Raw genomic sequence first — 17,971 nt, 5'->3', positions numbered from 1 at the left:
ACCTCACCTCCGGTGCGGCAGGGGCGGACCGGCCGCCTCCGCCGCGGCGGCCGCCCGGGCGCGCACCGCGTCGATGACCTCGGGATGCCGTAGGGCCCGGGAGACGGCCCCGATCTCCCGCAGCAGGTCCGTGGGGTCCGGGTGGCCGCCCTCGTCGCCGTCCGCCGCGCCGCCCCCGGTTCCTGCGGTGCCGACGGCGTCCAGGATCGCCGCAGCCTCGGCGAGCTCCTTGGCCCGCCCCGGGGCGTGTCCGAGGGCGAGCGCGGCGTCGTACGACCGGGTGCGCAGGTCCTCGTCGATGTGCCGGGCCAGCGGGAGCAGCGTGTCGCGGATGAACGTCTCCCGGCGCGTCAGGCGCAGTTCGGGAGCGGCGCGCAGCAGCAGGGGTGCGCGGTGGCCGTCGACGGTCCGCATCAGCTGGTACAGCGGCCGTAGTTCGCGGTGGGCGAGCCGCACCCGCCAGCGGTCGTGCAGGTATTGGCCGGCGTGCGGCAGGATGAAGCCGACCGCGATCAGGACGGCCGACAGACAGGCCACGGGCGGGGCGACGTCGGTGCTGAGCCAGTCCAGGTCGTGACCGGTCCAACGCGCCACGACCGCCGTGAGTTTGGCGGCGTCGAAGACCAACTGGGTCGCGTAGCCCATGCCCAGGAACTTCAGCCCCCAGCGCAGCCAGGCGTCGAGTCCGTCGGTGCGTACCCAGTTCCAGATCAGCCGTGAGGTGATGACGGTGGCCAGGGTGTGCGCGAGCAGGTAGAGCATGATCTCCTCGCGCATGAACGGGGTGTTGGCGTAGTAGGTGTCCAGGTCCCGCAGCCGCTCCACGGGTGTGTCGGCGAGTGCGAACAGCATCCACAGGGCCACGATCACGCCCGAGTAGACGGAGATCACCCAGCGCATGGCGCGGCAGGTCGCGTCCGAGCGGTCGGACAGGCCGTTGCGCCAGGCGATGATCAGCAGCAGGCAGGAGCCCGAGAACGCGGTGAGCAGTGAATAGACCCAGGGCGCCGAGATGTTGGGCACGCCGGTGACGCGGTTGGTCCAGGCGATGGTCGACGGTGTGACGAAGACGAACACGCAGCAGGCGAGGAGCAGCAGTCCGCCGACCGCGCGCAGCAGCGGTTCCTTCCACAGCCGGATGATCGTGGGCAGTTTGATCGCCAGAGCTACGGCCAGAACCCCGGTCGGGATCCAGAAGGAGATGGAGCACTCGCTGAGCTCCAGGGCCAGGGACACGGGCGTCGCTCCCCCCTCCTCGCCGTCCGTCGGCCGCTCGGCAGCCGGTCCGAGATTACGCGTCCTGAACTGTCCGCGTCATGCGATCCGATGGCCATAGTTCAGCCGGAAACAATCGCTCGGTGACCGAAGTGCGTCGGCGCTCGAACAACCGTAGTAGAAAGCGCTGTCATGAGTCGCGTCGAAACCATTGACGGGAACGCGCATCGATTTTACGGTCCGTTCGAAGTTACGAGCACGCTCCGAAATGTCGAACAGTAAGGGCAGGGAATGGAACAACCCGGCCTCACCCGCAGGCATCTTCTGGCCACCGCAGGCGGTTTGGCGGTGGCGGGCAGCTTCGGTTTCGCCGCTCTCGGCACCGGCGCCGACGCACTCGCCTCCAGCGCGGACACCCGCGTCCGCTACTGGAACCTCTTCAGCGGTGGCGACGGCGCCAACATGATCGCGATGCTGGACGCCTTCCGTCAGGCGAACCCCGGCATCGACGTCAAGGACTCGACCCTCCAGTGGGGCAACCCCTTCTACACCAAGCTGGCCATGGCCGCCGCGGGCAACCGCGCCCCCGACCTCGGCGTCATGCACCTCGGCCGGGTCACCGGCTTCTCACCCGGCCGCCTCCTGGACCCCTGGGACGCCGGGCTGCTCGCCAAGTACGGCGTACGGGAACAGGACTTCAACCCCGCGCTGTGGAAGCGCGCCGTCATCGACGGCAAGCTCTACGCCCTCCCGCTCGACATCCACGTCCAACTCTGCTTCTACCGCAAGGACGTACTGAAGAAGGCGGGCCTGCTCGGTGACGACGGCCGGCTCGTCCCGGTCACGTCGACCGACGAGTGGTTCGACGTACTGAAGGAGGCCAAGAAGGCCACCAAGAAGGGCCTGCAGACCATCGGCCTGTGGATCAACGACCAGAACTTCCAGTGGTGGTTCTTCCTCGCCTTCTACACCCAGCTCGGCGGCACCTGGTTCAACGACGCCCGCACCGAGGTCACCTTAGACACCGACAAGGCCACCCAGGTCCTGGAGTTTCTGCGCCGACACGTCACGGACGGCTACGCGAACCCCGGCATGGGCTCCGTCGGCGCCGAACAGTTCATCAACGGCACCCCCTTCACCTGGGAGGGCAACTGGTCGGTGCCGGTCTTCTCCGGAGCCGAACTCGACTACGGCGCCACCCCGCTGCCGCCCGTCTTCGGCAAGCAGGCCACCCACGCCGAATCGCACGCCTTCGTCCTGCCCCACCAGTCCGACCGCGGCGGCCCCGCCAACGAGGCCGCCCACCGACTCGCCGCCTACGTCGTCCAGCACGCCCAGCAGTGGGCCGCCGGCGGCCACATCCCCGCCTACACGCCGACCCTGTCCACGGCCGCGTACAAGAAGCTGGACCCGCAGAGCGAGTACGTCTCCGCCATGGACCACCAGGCCACCGAGCCGAAGGTGTGGTTCGCCGGCTCCACCGGCATCCTCGCCCAGCGCGTCGGCCCGATCGTCGTCTCCTCGACCGTGGGCTCCGCCAAGCCGGAGGCCGTCGCCCGCCGGATGAAAGGCGCGCTCACCCAACTGCTCGCCATGAAGAACCCCATGGACGGCAAGACCGCGGTGCAGGGAGGTGCGGTCGCATGACGACCAGCGCTCAGACCGTCATCGCACCGGCGCGCGCGAAGACCGCTGCCGCCGGCGCCACCGTCCGTCGCAAGCAGGGCTTCCAGCACGGCGGCTGGTTCGTCGCCCCGTTCCTGGCGCTCTTCACCCTGTTCGTGATCTGGCCCCTGCTGCGCGGTGTCTACCTCAGCTTCACCGACGCCAACATCTCCGGCGACGGCGCGAACTTCGTCGGCCTCGACAACTACCGCGAAGCCCTCGACGACCCCCTGATGTGGGACGCGCTCGGCCACAGCGCCTACTTCACGCTCCTGGTGGTGCCCTGCATCACGGTCCTCGCCTTCCTGCTCGCCATGCTCGCCCACCACATCGAACGCGGCCAGTAGCTGTGGCGGCTGTGCTTCTTCGCTCCGTTCCTGCTGCCCTCCACCGTCGCGGGCAACCTGTGGCAGTGGCTGTTCAACCCCGGCACCGGCATGATCAACCACGTCTTCGGCATCGAGACGCCGTGGCTGACCGACAAGTCGTACGCCATGCTCGCCATCGTCATCGAGACCCTCTGGTGGACGGTCGGCTTCAGCTTCCTGCTCTACCTCGCCGCCCTCCAGGGCATCCCCGACCACCTCTACGAGGCCGCGAGGCTCGACGGCGCGAACGCCTGGCACCGCATGGTCCACATCACCCTGCCGATGCTGCGCAACATCACCGGCCTCGTCATCGCCCTGCAGATCCTCGCCTCGCTCCAGATCTTCGACCAGGCCGTCGTGATGATGGACTTCAGCCCAGGCCCCGAGGAATCGACCCGCACCATCGTCCAGTACACCCTCGAAGAGGGCTTCACCAGCTACCGCGTGGGCTACGCCTCCGCGATCTCCATCATCTTCTTCGTGATCATCGCGTCCGTCGCCCTCGCGCGGATGTGGCTGCTGCGCAAGCGTGAGGAGGGCGTGCGATGACCGCCACGCAGATCCGCGTCAGGCCCGCGAAGGCCCGCAAACCCTGGACCCTGAGCCAGATCGTTCTCACCCTGATCGGCGCCGCCGTCTCCCTCGTGTGGATGGCACCGCTGGCCTGGGGCCTGTTCACCTCTCTCAAGTCCGAGACCGAGGCCGTCGAGGTGCCGCCGCACTGGCTGCCCGAAGTCTGGACAACCCAGGCCTGGAAGGCCATCTTCGAGACCGGCAACCTCACCAACTGGTTCGTGAACTCGCTCGTCGTCTCCGTCTGCGTCACCAGCGTCGTGCTCCTGGTCAGCGCCCTCGCCGGATACGGCTTCGCCCGCACCGAGTTCCGCGGCAAGGGCGCCCTGATGGGCCTCGTCATGGCCGGCCTGATGGTCTCGCCCGCCGTCCTCGGCGTCCCCCTCTTCACCACCGTCCAGCAGATGGGGATGGTCGACACCTACTGGGGCATGATCCTGCCGCAGTGCGCGCCCGCCGCCATGGTCTACATCCTCTACAAGTTCTTCCAGGGCATCCCACGCGAGCTGGAGGAGGCCGCCTTCATCGACGGCGCGGGCCGCTGGCGGGTCTTCTTCACCATCGTCCTGCCCCTCTCCCGCCCCTCCCTCGCCGCGGTCGGCATCTTCACCTTCATCGCCTCCTGGAACAACTTCCTGTGGCCCTACATGGTGACCAACAACCCCGACCTGATGACCATGCCGAACGGCATCGCGACCGTCATGAACTCCTACGGCATCCAGTGGGCCCAGCTCATGGCCGGCGGCCTCATGGCGGGCCTGCCCCTGATCATCGTCTTCGTCTTCTTCCAGCGCCAGATCGTGGCGGGCGTCGCGCACACCGGCCTCGCCGGCCAGTAACGAACAGAGAAGACAACGAAGTTGAGTCGCTGCACTCTTCAGGGTGGAGAAGTCATCGATATGCGGCTCCGCCGCGTGAGCGCGACCAGCCACGACCCACAAGCAACACAAAACCGAACCCGAAAGGTCACGATGCGCACCGCCCGCTTCACCCTCGACCCCGCCTTCACCATCGGCCAGGTCAACCCCCGCCTCTTCGGCTCCTTCGTAGAACACCTCGGCCGCTGCGTGTACACCGGCATCTTCGAACCGGATCACCCCTCCGCCGACGCCGAAGGACTCCGGACCGACGTCCTCGACCTCGTCCGGGAACTCGGCGTCACCGCCATCCGCTACCCCGGCGGCAACTTCGTCTCGGGCTACAAGTGGGAGGACTCCGTCGGCCCGGTCGAGGACCGCCCCCGCCGCCTCGACCTCGCCTGGCGCTCGACGGAGACGAACCGCTTCGGCCTCTCCGAGTACATCGCCTTCCTTCGCAAGATCGGCCCGCAGGCCGAGCCCATGATGGCGATCAACCTCGGCACGCGAGGCGTCGCCGAGGCCCTGGAACTCCAGGAGTACGCCAACCACCCCGCCGGCACCGCGCTCGCCGAGCAGCGGATCGCCCACGGCGACAAGGACCCCTTCGACATCAGGCTCTGGTGCCTGGGCAACGAGATGGACGGCCCCTGGCAGACCGGCCACAAGACCGCCGAGGAGTACGGCCGCATCGCGGCGGAGACCGCCCGCGCCATGCGCCAGATCGACCCGCACGTCGAACTCGTCGCCTGCGGCAGCTCAAGCCAGTCGATGCCCACCTTCGCCGAGTGGGAGGCGACGGTCCTGAAGGAGACGTACGACCTCGTCGACTACATCTCCCTCCACGCCTACTACGAGCCGCACGACGGCGACATCGACTCCTTCCTCGCCTCCGCGGTCGACATGGAGTCCTTCATCGAGAACGTGGTCGCCACCTGCGACCACATCGGCGCTCGGCTGAAGTCGAAGAAGAAGATCAACCTCTCCTTCGACGAGTGGAACGTCTGGTACCTGTCGAAGTGGGAGGAGCACGCCCGCACCAGCGACCCCACCCACTGGCCGGAGGCCCCCCGCCTGCTGGAGGACAACTACAGCGTCATGGACGCGGTCGTCTTCGGCTCGCTCCTCATCGCCCTGCTCCGGCACGCCGACCGCGTCACCGTCGCCTGCCTCGCCCAGCTCGTCAACGTCATCGCGCCGATCCTGACCGAGCCGGGCGGCCCGGCCTGGCGGCAGACGACGTTCTTCCCGTTCGCCCAGGCGTCGAAGTACGGCCGGGGCGAGGTCCTGGACGTCCGGGTGGACTCGCCGACGTACGAGACGAAGAAGTACGGCGAGGCGGACCTCCTGCACGCCACGGCGGTCCGCGCGGAGGACGGCTCGGTCACCGTCTTCGCCGTCAACCGCAGCCGCACCGAGTCGCTGCCCCTCGACGTGGCCCTGAGCGGCCTCGACCTCTCCTCCGTCGTCGAGCACAGCGCGCTCGCGGACGCCGACCCGGACGCCCGCAACACGCTCGCCGAGCCCGAGCGGGTCGCCCCGCACGCGGTGGAGGGCACGGCGCTCCAGGACGGCCGGCTGGCCGCCGTACTGGAGCCGCTGTCCTGGAACGTGATCCGGCTGGCGTGACGGAGCCTATGGAGTAGGTGGAGTACGCGCAGCAAGCGATCGCATTCCGCCGCATGCGAAGGGTTGTGTGCCTCCCGTCACGGGAGGCACGCTTGTGTGACTATCACCCTTCGGTGAGGGGGGATCCCTCGATGAACCGTCCGGGCCCGGCCGTTCGATGGGCGGGACGCCTCCTGTGCTGGACCCTCGGCGTCGCCATGCTCGCGGCGGCGACCGAGGCGGTCTTCTCCCCGGCCGCCGACTGGTGGCAGGCCGGGTGGCCGGTGCCCTGGTACCTCGTCCCCGCGTGGGCGCTGCTCTGGGCCGTGCTACGAGCCTGGGAGAAGCGCGGCCAGGGCCACGGCAGGCCCACCGACGAGGACGTACCGGCCGACTACGACCAGGCGGCCTGACCGGACCGGTACGGACTGGAGCCTGCCTCATCGACCCGCCCTGGCACCGCTGGTGCCGTCGCGGACGAGCCCGATGATGAGGCGCGTCCACGAGAGGAAGGTGCACGTAGGCTCTGGGGTGGACGAAGGGAGCGTTCCGCTGTGACGCATGCTGACGAGGAAGAAGTCCTGGCCCGGATCGCCAAGGGGCTTGTCTACACCGAGTCGGAAGCGGCCTTCCAGGCCCCTCGGCGCCGCACGGAGCAGATCTTCGCGTACAACCACACACCACCGAGCGAACCGGACAAGCGTCGATCGCTGCTCCTCGAGATCTTCGGTTCGGTCGGTGAACGCACGGTGCTGCTGCCGCCGTTCCACGCCGGGTTCGGCAGCAACATCCACATCGGCGACGACTTCTTCGGCAACGTGAACCTCACGTTCGTCGACGACGTGGACATCCGCATAGGCGACGGTGTCATGATCGCGCCCAGCGTGACGCTGACCACGACGGGACACCCGGTGCATCCCTTACGACGCGCTGACTTCGGGCGGTTCTCGGAACCGATCGTGATCGAGGACAAGGTGTGGATCGGCAGCAACGCAGTGGTCCTGCCCGGCGTTCGCATCGGATACGGGTCGGTCATCGGTGCCGGGAGCGTCGTCAGCCGCAGCATTCCCCCGATGACCGTCGCGGTCGGAACCCCTTGCCAGGTGGTCCGCCGCGTCACGGACGAGGACCTCACCACACGTACCGCCGAGCGGTAGAACCTGGTTTCCACCCGATGTTCATCCGGTGACGAGGGAACGCCCGACGGAGTCCCGCGCACCGCCCGCCGCCGCGCCCAGCAGTGTGAGCCGCGCCTGGCCCGGTCCCGCCGGAGTGGTCCCGTCGGACAGGACCGCCAGGGCCAGGGTGTTGATGTCGCGGGTGCGCAGGATGCCGTTCGGCAGGACGAAGGTGTGCTGCGGGCCCACGTCGTTGATGTACTGGCCCATGTTCCAGCCGTTGAGGAAGATCTGGACGCGGTACGAGCGGTTCGGGTCGTCGTCGAGGAACAGGCCGACCGAGGCGTCGGTGCCCGGGTCGACGGCGAGCCGGAACTCGGTGCGGTACCAGGTGACCCCCTGCCGCCGCTCGGCACGCGGGAGCGCGGTCCGGCGCCACCCGTGGTCCGCGTACCCCGGCAGATGCCAGCCCTCGCGCTCCCCGTACAGCCCGCCGTTGTTCTGCGGCCCGCGCACCGGATCGACCGTCGCCTCGCCCTGAAGCCGCCACGTCACGTGGGGCGACGCCCCCTTGAAGGTGACCGCCGTCAGCCCGCGCGCCACCTTGTGCGTGTCCAGCGCCTTGCCGTCCTGGTCGTGCTGCATCCGCCGCACCAGCACGGACAGCACATGCGCGCCACCCGTGCGCAGCTTCTCCGGTACGGGCAGCACGACCGTGTCCGCCCAACTCCCCTGACGGACCGTGCTGTTGTCCGGCACCGGCATTCGATGCCCGCCCAGCGGCTCCCCGTCCAGCCAGGCCAGCAGCATCCCCTGCGTGCCGGTGCTGTACGCGAGCGACACCTCCTGCAGACCGGTCGCGCCGGTGAAGTGCCCCCGGTACCAGACGTCGCCGTAGTGGAAGCCGTAGTCGTCCGCGAAGAGGACGGGCTGCCCGTCGGGTACGGGTGTCGTGCTGTACGACGTCGTCCGGTCGGCGACCGTCCAGCGGGAGTCGTCGAAGCCGGGCGCGGACTCGGGGTTCTCCGCCCGGAACCGCCAGCCGCCCAACAGCGGCAGCGTCACCGCCCCCACACCGGTCAGCCGCCGCTCCGCCAGCAGACCGCCGGATTGAGTGCCCCGCATCGCCAAGTCGGCGCCGTTCCATGTCACTTGCCCGAGACCGTCCGGCGCCCAGACCTCCAGGTCGACGGCCCCGACCGTGTCCCCGGTGAGGTGAAGGGCCGCGCCGCTCGTGTCGGCGGTGCGCAGGAGGGCAGGCCCGTACACCAGGACCGGCCCGGCCGGGGTGTCCCGGGGCCACAGCCGTACGGAGGTCTCGTCGTCGGCGAGCAGAAGCAGCAGCGGCGTGGAAACCCCGCCGCCCTCGACCAACACCCTGGTGAGCCCGCCGAGTTCGGCGTCGATGCGCAGGGCGCCCGAGGCGTAGGAGTGCGTGGCTTTCCCGTCGAGCACGCTCACCGTCGGCTCGTCGGCGCACTCCAGTACGGTCTGCGTCTGCTCACCGGCCCGCCCGGTCAGCACGGCGATGTCCCGCCGCCCGACGGTGAGGGCCAGCATGGGCTGGGCCGTGGAGTGGCTCAGCGTGCGGTGTTCCAGCCGGAGCCCGGTGACGAGGAGGCGGGCGTCAAGGCCGGGGACGGTGACCGGGAGCTCGGCCCCGGCGGTGCGCAGGGTCGAGGTGACGGACTCCGCGCCGTCGTTGCGCAGGACGTACACGTGGGCGCCGGTGTCGGGGCTCGTGAGGTGGTACACGCGCAGCCCGTCCGCCGTGACGTCCGCCGCCCGGTCCAGCTTGGCGAAGTCAGGCACGTACTGGAGCAGATGCCCGAGCTGGTGCATCGGCACCAGCTTGGCGGTCGGGTTGCGCCCCTCGTCGAAGGCCGCCCCGTAGTCGTACGAGGTGTAGACGACCGGCGCGGGCAGCCAGCCCCACGAGGTCCCGCCGAAGGTCATGTACACGTTGTGCAGGGTGATCCCGTTGGCGAGGTTGGTCAGGTAGAAGCGCCGCTCGTACGCCGCGTCCCGGGTCCGCCGTGACTCCGCGTACCCCTTCCCCTTGAACCACACCCCGCCCCACGGATCGAACCAGCCACCACCGAACTCCGGCACGAACCCGGGCGTCTGGGGACTCGCGGTGGCCCCACCCGTAGTCCCCCCGCTCCCGAAGTGCCCCCAGTCCGGCGGCACCTGGGCCGGCGAGGGATACCCGTCGAACCCGTACAGCCAGAGCCCGCCCTCCCCGCCGGTGTCGAACGACCCCGGCACCCAGTGCCCGTTCCGCCCCTTGTCGTTGTGGAAGAGAGGCACGTCGATGCCGTCGGCGCGCACCCGCTGATAGAGGTGGGCCATGTAGTCGCGCCCGGCCGGTTCGGTGACGTGGGAGTCGTACTCGTTCTCGATCTGGTAGAGCAGGATCGTGCCGCCGCCGTCGCTGTACAGATGCCGGGCGGCGATCCGGTTCACCGCTGCAAGCCACTGGTCGACGTGGGAGAGGTAGGTGGGGTCGGCGGTGCGGGCGGTCCCCTTGGTGACCGTCAGCCAGCCGGGGAAGCCGCCGCCGTCGATCTCCGCGTTGATGTAGGGCCCGGGGCGGAGGATGACGTACAGCCCGGTCTCGCTCGCCATCCGCAGGAACAGATCCAGATCCCGGATGCCGGTGAAGTCGTACCGGCCGGGGGCGGGGGAGTGGTAGTTCCAGGACACGTAGACGCTGACCGCGTTGTAGCCGTGCGCCCGCATCTTCTGCAGCACGTCCCGCCACAAGGAGGGGCTCGGCAGCCGGAAGGGGTGCATCTCACCGGACCACACGAACAGACGGCGGCCGTCGACGAGCAGGGAGTAGCGGTCGAAGCCGATCGTGTGCGGCTTCCCGTCGGCGCCGGGCGGCGCGGGCGGCGGCCCGGTCGGCGCGCTGGGCGCGGCGTGGGCGTCGCCGGCCCCGCCGCTGCCGCCCAGGGCCAGGCCGAGGGCCGCGGTGCCCGCGAGGGCGCTGAAGGTACGTCTGCTGAGCTCCATGGGAGCCTCCGGGGCCCGGGGTCCGTGTGCGGGGTGCGGGGTCATTGTGCACACCGGGACACCGCACAATGGGCGCATGAGGATCTCGGCACGGGCGGATTACGCGGTACGGGCGGTTCTGGAGCTCGCCGTACGGCAGGGTGCCGACCCCGTGAAGGCGGAGGTGGTCGCCGCCGCGCAGGACATCCCGCACAAGTTCCTGGAGGGGATCCTCGGCGACCTGCGGCGCGGCGGCATCGTCGACAGCAGGCGCGGCGGAGGTGGCGGCTACCGGCTCGCCCGCGACCCCGCGACGATCACCGTCGCGGACGTGATCAGGGCGGTCGACGGCCCGATCGTCTCCGTACGCGGCGAACGCCCGACCGGCCTCACCTACACGGGCACGGCCGAGCCCCTCCTCCCCCTGTGGATCGCGCTACGGGCCAACGTGCGGCGCATCCTGGAGGGCGTCACGATCGCCGACATCGCGGCGGACGCGCTGCCGGAGCCGGTGCGGCGGCTGGCGGCGGAGCCGGCGGCTTGGGAGAACCCGTAGGGGCGGTCGCGGGTGTCAGGGATCGCCGGGTGCGGGATCCCTGGGTGTGTGGGTGTGTGGGTGTGTGGGTGTGTGGGTGTGAACTGGCCGAGGTGAATGGCCGGAGTTCGACCTGGCCGGTTCGCGGGGGTCTCCCTACGATTCGATCGCCCCGCCTCTTCACAGCAACTCCATGGATTCTTCACAGAGCCTTGTGGGGTGCCGGGGCGCATCCACCCCCCACCGATTCGAACGAAGGGGAGAGACCATGGCAAGTGGGCTGCTCCTGGGCGGCGCGATAGCCGCTCTCGTCACCGCTGCGGTGCCCGCGCACAACCCCTCCACCGGGTTCGACAACCCGCCCCCGGACAAGATCGTCATCAAGGTCGCCACGGTGAACGGCTCCGGCTGTCCCGTAGGCTCGGCGGCGGTCGCCGTTTCCGAGGACAACACCGCGTTCACGGTGACGTACAGCGACTACCTCGCCCAGGTCGGCGGCAACTCCGACCCCACGGCGTTCCGCAAGAACTGCCAGCTGAGCCTGATCGTCCACGTCCCGCAGGGCTTCACGTACGCCATCGCCAGCGCGGACTACCGAGGCTTCGCCTCGCTCCAGCGGGGCGCGACCGCGGTGCAGCGGGCCTCGTACTACTTCCAGGGCTCTTCCAGCACGGTGTACAAGAACCACAACTTCTCCGGCGCCCTCAACGACAACTGGCAGGCCACCGACACCACGGACTGGGCCCAGCTCGTCTACGCCCCCTGCGGCGTCCAGCGCAACTTCAACATCAACACCGAGCTGCGCGTCAACGCCGGCACGTCGTCCCCCAGCAAGGTCAGCTTCATGACCATGGACTCGACGGACGGCGACATCAGCACGACGTACCACATGGCCTGGAAGGAGTGCCCTGGCAAGTGAGACGGGGGGGCGACCCTCGCTACGACGCTTGCGGGTGGCGTGGGGTGGGGGTCGCCTCTGTGGTTCAGGTTCAGCGCTCGGGACAGCGGCTTACGGGTGTGAGGGGGGTGATTGGCGGCTGTGTGCCAGTTTCTGGGCGGCCCGCCCAGGTGTTTTGCTGTCGGGGTGGCACACAGCCGCCAATTACTGGCGTGGGGCGGAGAGCCGGGCCCTTCGCCGGCGGTCCTGCGAGGCGGATGCCCCCTGACTACCCAGCCCCGCCGCACGGCTTCCTCTCCCGCCGCCGGCTGGGTCCCACCGCCGAGCCGCCCGCCCCGCCCACTGCCCGCAAGCCGCTTCGCCGGGCCGGCGTGCATGCGAGGCGCGGTCGCGACCACCGGCCCCGGACCACAACGCAGCAGGCCTCTGCCCGCAAGCAGGCGTTGGCCACCCGTTTTTCCGGGCCGCCCGCTCGCTTCTCACCCGTGCTGGAGCGGACCTGGTCAAGGGGCGGCCGCAGGCCGATCGGCGTAGCCGACGCGAAGCGCCCTTGAGGCGGGCCGTGGAAGCACGACACTGACAAGGAAGCGGGCGGCCCCCACGGTCACTTCGTGACGGAGGTGAGCCGGACCGTGCGCGCGGAAGTCGACCTGTGCAGGCCTTGGACACCGCAGCGCCCTGGGTGACCGCCGCACCTCCGACAGCGCGGTGGCCCAGGGCGCCTCGGCCAGGCGCTACGGCGGTTTGAGGTTCAGCTTCGCTCGACGCCCAGCGTGAGCGTCCCCGCGTAACCCGCCGACGTCGAGCTGCCCAGGGCCGTGAGGGTGAGGAGGCCGGACGCGGCGCCTCCGTCGTCGTAGATGGAGTCCTGGGCGAGGGTGGTGCGGGTGACCGTGTTGGTGGAGTACGGGGAGATCGCGGCGACGCGGCGGGTGATCGTCTCGTCGAAGAAGAGCTGGCCGGTGTGGAGTTCCTGGCCGCCCGTGAAGGAGCCGTCGGAGGTCAGGGTGACGTTGGTGTGCACCTTGATGTGGATGTGGATACAGCGGCCGCGGTACCAGCCGGGGTAGATCGTGGTGAGGTTCGCGACGCCGCTTGCGTTGGTGAGGACGCCGCCGCGCAGGAACGTGCCGTTGTCGGGTTCGTTGTGGCCGTTGTTGCCGACGAAGCCGGAGTACTCGCCGAGCGCGTCGGAGTGCCAGATCTCCACGAGCGCGTTGCTGAGCGGGACGCAGGTGTCGTCGTCGACGACGGTGAGGGCGAGCTTGAGCGGGATGCCCGCCTTGCCTTCGCTGATGTCGGCGCGGACGAGCTGGCCGTCGAGGTAGTAGGGGCCTTCGGTCATCTCCTTCGTGAGGGTGCAGACGGCCGCCGCGGCCACGGGGGCGGTCTCGGCGGCCTCGCTGGTCGGCGCCTCGGGCGCGGCGGCGCCCACGGCGAGGGTGGCTGCTGTGGCGCCCGTGGCGATCAGCACGGTACGGCGCGCGATGGTGCTGCGAACTTTCGGAGTGTCTGTCATGGACACGGCACCGTAGGAGCCGATCCTGTTGGCAACCTGTCAGTTGGGCAAAGTGACTTTCCGTCAAGTCCTCTGCCGGACAGGGCCCGAGACGGTGAGGCGGCCGGTCGCGGCCGGCCGCCTCACCTCAGGTGGCGCTCAGGAGATCGTCGTGGAACGGGCGGAGGCTCCCGGCCGAAAGCCGGTCGGCCGGGAGCCTCACCGTTTCTCGAAGTGTTTCGGGTGCGCGCGCGAACCATTGACGCGCAAGGGATTCGATTCTACGTTCCGTCCGAATCTGCGATCAGTGTTCGAGATTGCGGACATCCCCCCACTTCCCAGGAGGACCCACGTGAGCCGCACCTCCCGCCTCCGCAAGCGCACCGCACTCCTCGCGCTGCCCGCCGCCTTACTGCTCGCCCTGGTTCCGAGCACCGCGTCGGCATACCCCAACCCCGGCCGCGTCACCGGCGCCACCGTCGTCCACGACCCGACGATGATCCGCACCTCGTCGGGCCGTTACCTGCTGTACGCGACCGGCGGCGGTCTCGCCTACCGCACCTCCACCGACCGGATCGCCTTCAGCGCGGGCGGCGACGCGTTCGCCGGCAGGCCCGGGTGGTGGTCGGCGTACGGGACCACCGAGGCGTGGGCGCCCGACATCTCGTGCCACGGCGGCAAGTACCTGATGTACTACGCCGTCTCGACCTTCGGCTCGAACAAGTCCGCCATCGGGCTGGCGACCTCCACGACCGGCCTGCCCGGCTCCTGGACGGACCAGGGCACCGTCTACACCTCCACCACCTCCAGCGACTACAACGCCATCGACCCGAACCTCTTCGTCGACGGCGACGGCAAGTGGTGGCTGTCGTTCGGGAGTTGGTGGACGGGGCTGAAGATGATCCAGATCAACCCGTCCACCGGGAAACAGCTCTCCTCCCACACCACCCGCTACTCGATCGCCTCCCGCCCCACCGGGACCAAGGCCGTGGAAGCGCCCTACATCGTCAAGCGGGGCGGCTACTACTACCTCTTCGCCTCCTACGACACCTGCTGTGCCGGCACCAGCTCCACGTACAAGGTCAAGGTCGGGCGCGCCACCAGCGTCACCGGGCCCTACTACGACAGGAACGGCGTCTCGCTGATGAACAACGGCGGGACACCGGTGCTGGAGTCGCACGGCAGCGTCATCGGGCCCGGCGGACAGTCGATCATGAACGACTCCGGCGGCGACCTGATCGTCTACCACTACTACGACGGCAACGACAACGGAACGCCGAAGCTCGGCGTCAACCTACTGAACTGGAGCAGCGGATGGCCCGTCGCATACTGACCCTCCTCGCGGCACTTCTCCTCGCCCTGTCCATCGGGCAGCCGTCCGCCGGCGCGGCCTCGTTCAGCAACCCGATCAAGACCCAGAAGGGCGCCGACCCCTGGATCTCCTACTACAACGGCAACTACTACCTGGTGACGACGAGTTGGACCGACGTCATCACCATGCGCAAGTCGGCCACCCTCGCCGGGCTGGCCACCGCGCCCAGCGTCCAGGTGTGGAAGGGTGACGCCGCCTCGCGCTGCTGCAACATCTGGGCGCCCGAGATCCACTTCCTCAACGGCCGCTGGTACCTGTACTACGTCGCCGGACAGAACATCTCCGACTACAACCCCACGCAGAGATCCCAGGTGCTGGAGAGCACGGGATCCGACCCGATGGGCCCGTACACCTACAAGGGCCAGCTCAACTCCTCCTGGATGCTGGACCCGACGGTCGCCACCATCAACGGCCAGCTGTACCTTTTCGGCAGCGCGAGCGGCGGCGGGACACAGAACCTGGTCGCCGCGCGGATGTCCAACCCGTACACCCTCGCCACCGGCTTCTCCACCGTCTCCACGCCGACCTACGACTGGGAGCGCAACGGCACGGTCAACGAAGGCCCCGAGATCCTCCAGCGCGGCGGGAAGACCTTCCTGATCTACTCCGCGAGCGGCTGCTGGACCCCCGACTACAAGCTCGGCCAGCTCACCCTCACCGGCTCCGACCCGCTCTCCGCGTCCTCCTGGACCAAGAAGTCCACGCCCGTGTTCCAGCGCAACGACGCCGCCGGGGTCTACGCGCCCGGCCACAACGGCTTCTTCACCTCACCCGACGGCAGCGAGAGCTGGATCGTCTACCACGCCAACGACTCCGCCTCCGACGGCTGCGACAACGGGCGTACGACACGGGCGCAGAAGTTCACCTGGAACGCCGACGGTACGCCGAACCTCGGTACGCCCGTCGCGCTGGGGGCGGGCATGAACGGGCCGTCCGGAGAGCCGGCCACCACCTCCACGACGTACACGATCAGCAACCGCAACAGCGGCAAGTGCCTGGACGTCGCCGGGAGTTCTACGGCCGACGGGGCCAACGTGCAGCAGTACTCCTGCAACGGCGGCAACAACCAGAAGTGGCGCATCGAGGACCAGGGCGACGACACCAGCCGTCTGGTGAACGTCGCCACCGGCAAGGTCCTCGACACCGCCGACTGCTCGTCCGCCGACGGTGCCGACCTGCGCCAGTGGTCCTGGCTGAACAACACCTGCCAGCGGTTCCGGTTCCTCGTCACCGACAGCGGCTACGTACGGATCGTGAACCAGGCCACCGGCAAGGTCGCCGACGTCGCCAACTGCTCCACCGCGGACGCCGCCGACGTACGTCAGTGGTCGTGGCTCAACAACAACTGCCAGCAGTGGAAGCTGAACCCCGTCTAGAAGACTCTGGAGGGCTCTGGATGGCTCTGGTGGGCCCTCCTCAGGTCTTGCTCAGCCCGCCTGGCCCATGCCCGCCGCGTTCGGCCAGCTCTGGGCGTTGGGCCAGCCGGTCGCGGGGGCCGTGGTCAGGCCGCCCGGCATGCCTGTCGTGCCGCGTACCTGGGCGGCGGTGAGGCCACCTCGGGCGGGGACACCGGGCGGGGTCGGGCCCATGGGCGGCGGGGCCATCGCGGCGGCGGCCGGAACCGGTGCCGCCGCCGGGACGGGGGTCGCGGGCGAGGCGGGGGGCGCGGCCGGGAAGGGGGACGCGGCCGGGAAGGGGGACGCGGGCGGGATCGGGGACGCCGGCGGGACCGGCGTCGGGAAGGCCGCGGGAGCGGGGGCAGGAGCGGGGGGGGGGGGGGGGGGGGGGGGGGGGGGGGGGGGGGTGGGGGGAGGGGGGGGGGGGGGGGGGGGGGGGGGGGGGGAAAGACAGGCCCCCCCCCCCCCCCCCCGGGGTGGCGACCGGCTGGGGGAAGGTCTGGGCCGCGGCCGGCATCGGCATCCCGGCGCCGTTGGACGGGGCGGGGGCCTGGGCCGCAGCGGGCATCGGCATCGGGGCGGCCGCGGCGGGGGCAAGACCCTGCAGGCCGACGGCTCCCACCGCCTGAGCGGCGAGGCCCTGCAGGCCCGCGCCGTTGGTGGCGCTGACCAGGCGGTCCACCGCCGCCGTACCCGAGCTGTACTGGTTCCCTGTACCCAGCTCGGGTACGGCGGCTCCCCTCCTGGTCCCGTAGAGCACCTGTTCCAGGCCGGACACCAGGCGACGCACGTCCACCTGGGGGCGCACCACGAGCCGCAGGAAGCGGCTGGACGAGCCGATCTTGTTGCCGCACTCACGGACCAGGATCCGGTGCTCGGTGAGCATCCGGTCCCGGACCACGGTGCCCTCGGCGCCCACGGGGAGGCGCACGAAGAGGAAGTTGCCCTGCGACGGGTAGACCGTCAGGCCGGGCAGCGCGGAGAGCTGGCTCGCCATGTCGAGACGGTCCCGGCGCACCTGCTGGAGGCTCTGCGCGTACTCGGGGCCGTGCTCCTTGAGCATGAAGACGACATGCTCGGCGAAGGAGTTGAGGTTCCACTTGGGCAGCATGGCGCGGACCCGGCCGGCCAGGGAGGGGTTGGCGACCAGGTAGCCGAAGCGGATGCCGTGCAGGCCGAAGTTCTTGCCGAGGCTGCGCAGGACGACGACGTTCGGGCGCAGCATCGCCTCGTGCACGACGCTGGGTTCGGCCTCGGCGTCGGCGAACTCCAGGAACGACTCGTCGATCACGACGAGGTCGAGGTCGGCCATCGCGTCCATGAACTGCACGATCGCGTGCTTGTGCAGGAAGCCGCCGTCGGGGTTGTTCGGGTTGCAGATGACGGCGACGCGGGTGCCGCGGGCCCGGATGAACTCGGCGTACTGCGCGAGGTCGAGGGCGAAGCCGTTGGACTCCTGGAGCGGGAACATGTCGACCCGCTTGCCGGTCTCCATGGGCTGGTCGGTCCAACGGCCGAACGTGGGGACGGGGATGGCGAGGGACTCACGGACCAGGAGATGGTCGATCCAGGTGATCAGCTCGGTCGAGCCGTTGCCCATCGCCACGCACTGCGGCGGAAGCTGGAGGAGGTTGCACAGCTCGGCCGTGATCGTGTCGGCGCTGCTCGGGTAGTACGTGATGATGTCCCGCAGGCGCCCCGCCATCTCCTCGAACATGGCCGGGGTCGGGAAGTAGGGGTTGCACGGGATACAGAAGTCCACCGGCCCGGTTCCCTCGCCGCCCTCGCGCGTCAACGCCGCCATGGAGGGGCTGTGCGCCGCGGTGCTGCGGAACAGCGAGGTGACGTTGTCGGCCATGGAACCTCCGTA

At 69.6% G+C, this 17,971-nt stretch carries 12 protein-coding genes and 2 pseudogenes; 10 read left to right on the top strand and 4 right to left on the bottom strand.

The genetic code is table 11. The annotated features are described in order from the left end of the window. Positions 1-3: 3 nt before the first annotated feature. Positions 4-1,236, bottom strand: a complete 1,233-nt coding sequence (locus AC067M_RS02935) for a DUF6545 domain-containing protein (protein ID WP_478695179.1) — start codon at positions 1,234-1,236, stop codon at positions 4-6. A 270-nt stretch (positions 1,237-1,506) separates the two neighbouring features. On the opposite strand from AC067M_RS02935, the gene AC067M_RS02930 reads away from it, so the two are divergent. The 6 genes and pseudogenes from AC067M_RS02930 (at position 1,507) to AC067M_RS02905 (ending at position 7,443) form a co-directional block, all read left to right on the top strand. Next, a complete protein-coding gene (locus tag AC067M_RS02930; protein WP_478695178.1) occupies positions 1,507-2,862 on the top strand; it encodes an extracellular solute-binding protein in 1,356 nt (451 codons plus the stop codon). Next, positions 2,859-3,797 (top strand): annotated as a pseudogene (locus AC067M_RS02925) (carbohydrate ABC transporter permease). The gene AC067M_RS02930 and the pseudogene AC067M_RS02925 overlap by 4 nt, the downstream one beginning before the upstream one ends. Continuing rightward, positions 3,794-4,660 (top strand): carbohydrate ABC transporter permease, encoded by an 867-nt coding sequence (locus tag AC067M_RS02920; protein ID WP_478695177.1) that lies wholly within the window; start codon positions 3,794-3,796, stop codon positions 4,658-4,660. The pseudogene AC067M_RS02925 and the gene AC067M_RS02920 overlap by 4 nt, the downstream one beginning before the upstream one ends. A 132-nt stretch (positions 4,661-4,792) precedes the next feature. Next, positions 4,793-6,307 (top strand): arabinosylfuranosidase ArfA, encoded by a 1,515-nt coding sequence (arfA, locus tag AC067M_RS02915; protein ID WP_478695176.1) that lies wholly within the window; start codon positions 4,793-4,795, stop codon positions 6,305-6,307. Between the two features lie 131 nt (positions 6,308-6,438). Continuing rightward, on the top strand, positions 6,439-6,699 hold the full coding sequence (locus AC067M_RS02910) for a hypothetical protein (RefSeq protein WP_478695175.1): 261 nt from the start codon (positions 6,439-6,441) through the stop codon (positions 6,697-6,699). 141 nt (positions 6,700-6,840) lie between these two features. Continuing rightward, entirely contained in the window at positions 6,841-7,443 is a 603-nt protein-coding gene (locus AC067M_RS02905) for a sugar O-acetyltransferase (protein WP_478695174.1), read from the top strand. Positions 7,444-7,464: 21 nt separating this feature from the next. Here AC067M_RS02905 and AC067M_RS02900 read toward each other — a convergent pair whose 3' ends face one another. Continuing rightward, a complete protein-coding gene (locus tag AC067M_RS02900; protein WP_478695173.1) occupies positions 7,465-10,422 on the bottom strand; it encodes a beta-galactosidase in 2,958 nt (985 codons plus the stop codon). Between the two features lie 76 nt (positions 10,423-10,498). On the opposite strand from AC067M_RS02900, the gene AC067M_RS02895 reads away from it, so the two are divergent. Continuing rightward, on the top strand, positions 10,499-10,957 hold the full coding sequence (locus tag AC067M_RS02895) for an RrF2 family transcriptional regulator (protein ID WP_478695172.1): 459 nt from the start codon (positions 10,499-10,501) through the stop codon (positions 10,955-10,957). 247 nt (positions 10,958-11,204) lie between these two features. Continuing rightward, positions 11,205-11,855 carry a DUF4360 domain-containing protein gene (locus tag AC067M_RS02890; RefSeq protein ID WP_478695171.1) on the top strand — a complete coding sequence of 217 codons (651 nt, stop codon included), beginning with the start codon at positions 11,205-11,207 and terminating at the stop codon, positions 11,853-11,855. Between the two features lie 730 nt (positions 11,856-12,585). On the opposite strand, the gene AC067M_RS02885 is transcribed toward AC067M_RS02890, so the two are convergent. Continuing rightward, positions 12,586-13,353 (bottom strand): intradiol ring-cleavage dioxygenase, encoded by a 768-nt coding sequence (locus AC067M_RS02885; protein ID WP_478695170.1) that lies wholly within the window; start codon positions 13,351-13,353, stop codon positions 12,586-12,588. 331 nt (positions 13,354-13,684) lie between these two features. On the opposite strand from AC067M_RS02885, the gene AC067M_RS02880 reads away from it, so the two are divergent. Beyond that, positions 13,685-14,665 (top strand): arabinan endo-1,5-alpha-L-arabinosidase, encoded by a 981-nt coding sequence (locus tag AC067M_RS02880; protein WP_478695169.1) that lies wholly within the window; start codon positions 13,685-13,687, stop codon positions 14,663-14,665. Further along, positions 14,647-16,080 (top strand): family 43 glycosylhydrolase, encoded by a 1,434-nt coding sequence (locus AC067M_RS02875; protein ID WP_478695168.1) that lies wholly within the window; start codon positions 14,647-14,649, stop codon positions 16,078-16,080. Before AC067M_RS02880 ends, AC067M_RS02875 begins: the two co-directional genes overlap by 19 nt. Positions 16,081-16,131: 51 nt before the next feature. Here AC067M_RS02875 and AC067M_RS02870 read toward each other — a convergent pair. Continuing rightward, positions 16,132-17,959 (bottom strand): annotated as a pseudogene (locus AC067M_RS02870) (pyridoxal phosphate-dependent aminotransferase). Positions 17,960-17,971: the final 12 nt, after the last annotated feature.

The sequence above is a fragment of the Streptomyces sp. NPDC043427 genome, assembly GCF_056436655.1.
Note: the sequence above shows the minus strand (reverse complement) of the source record. Positions and strands in the feature narration are given on the sequence as shown.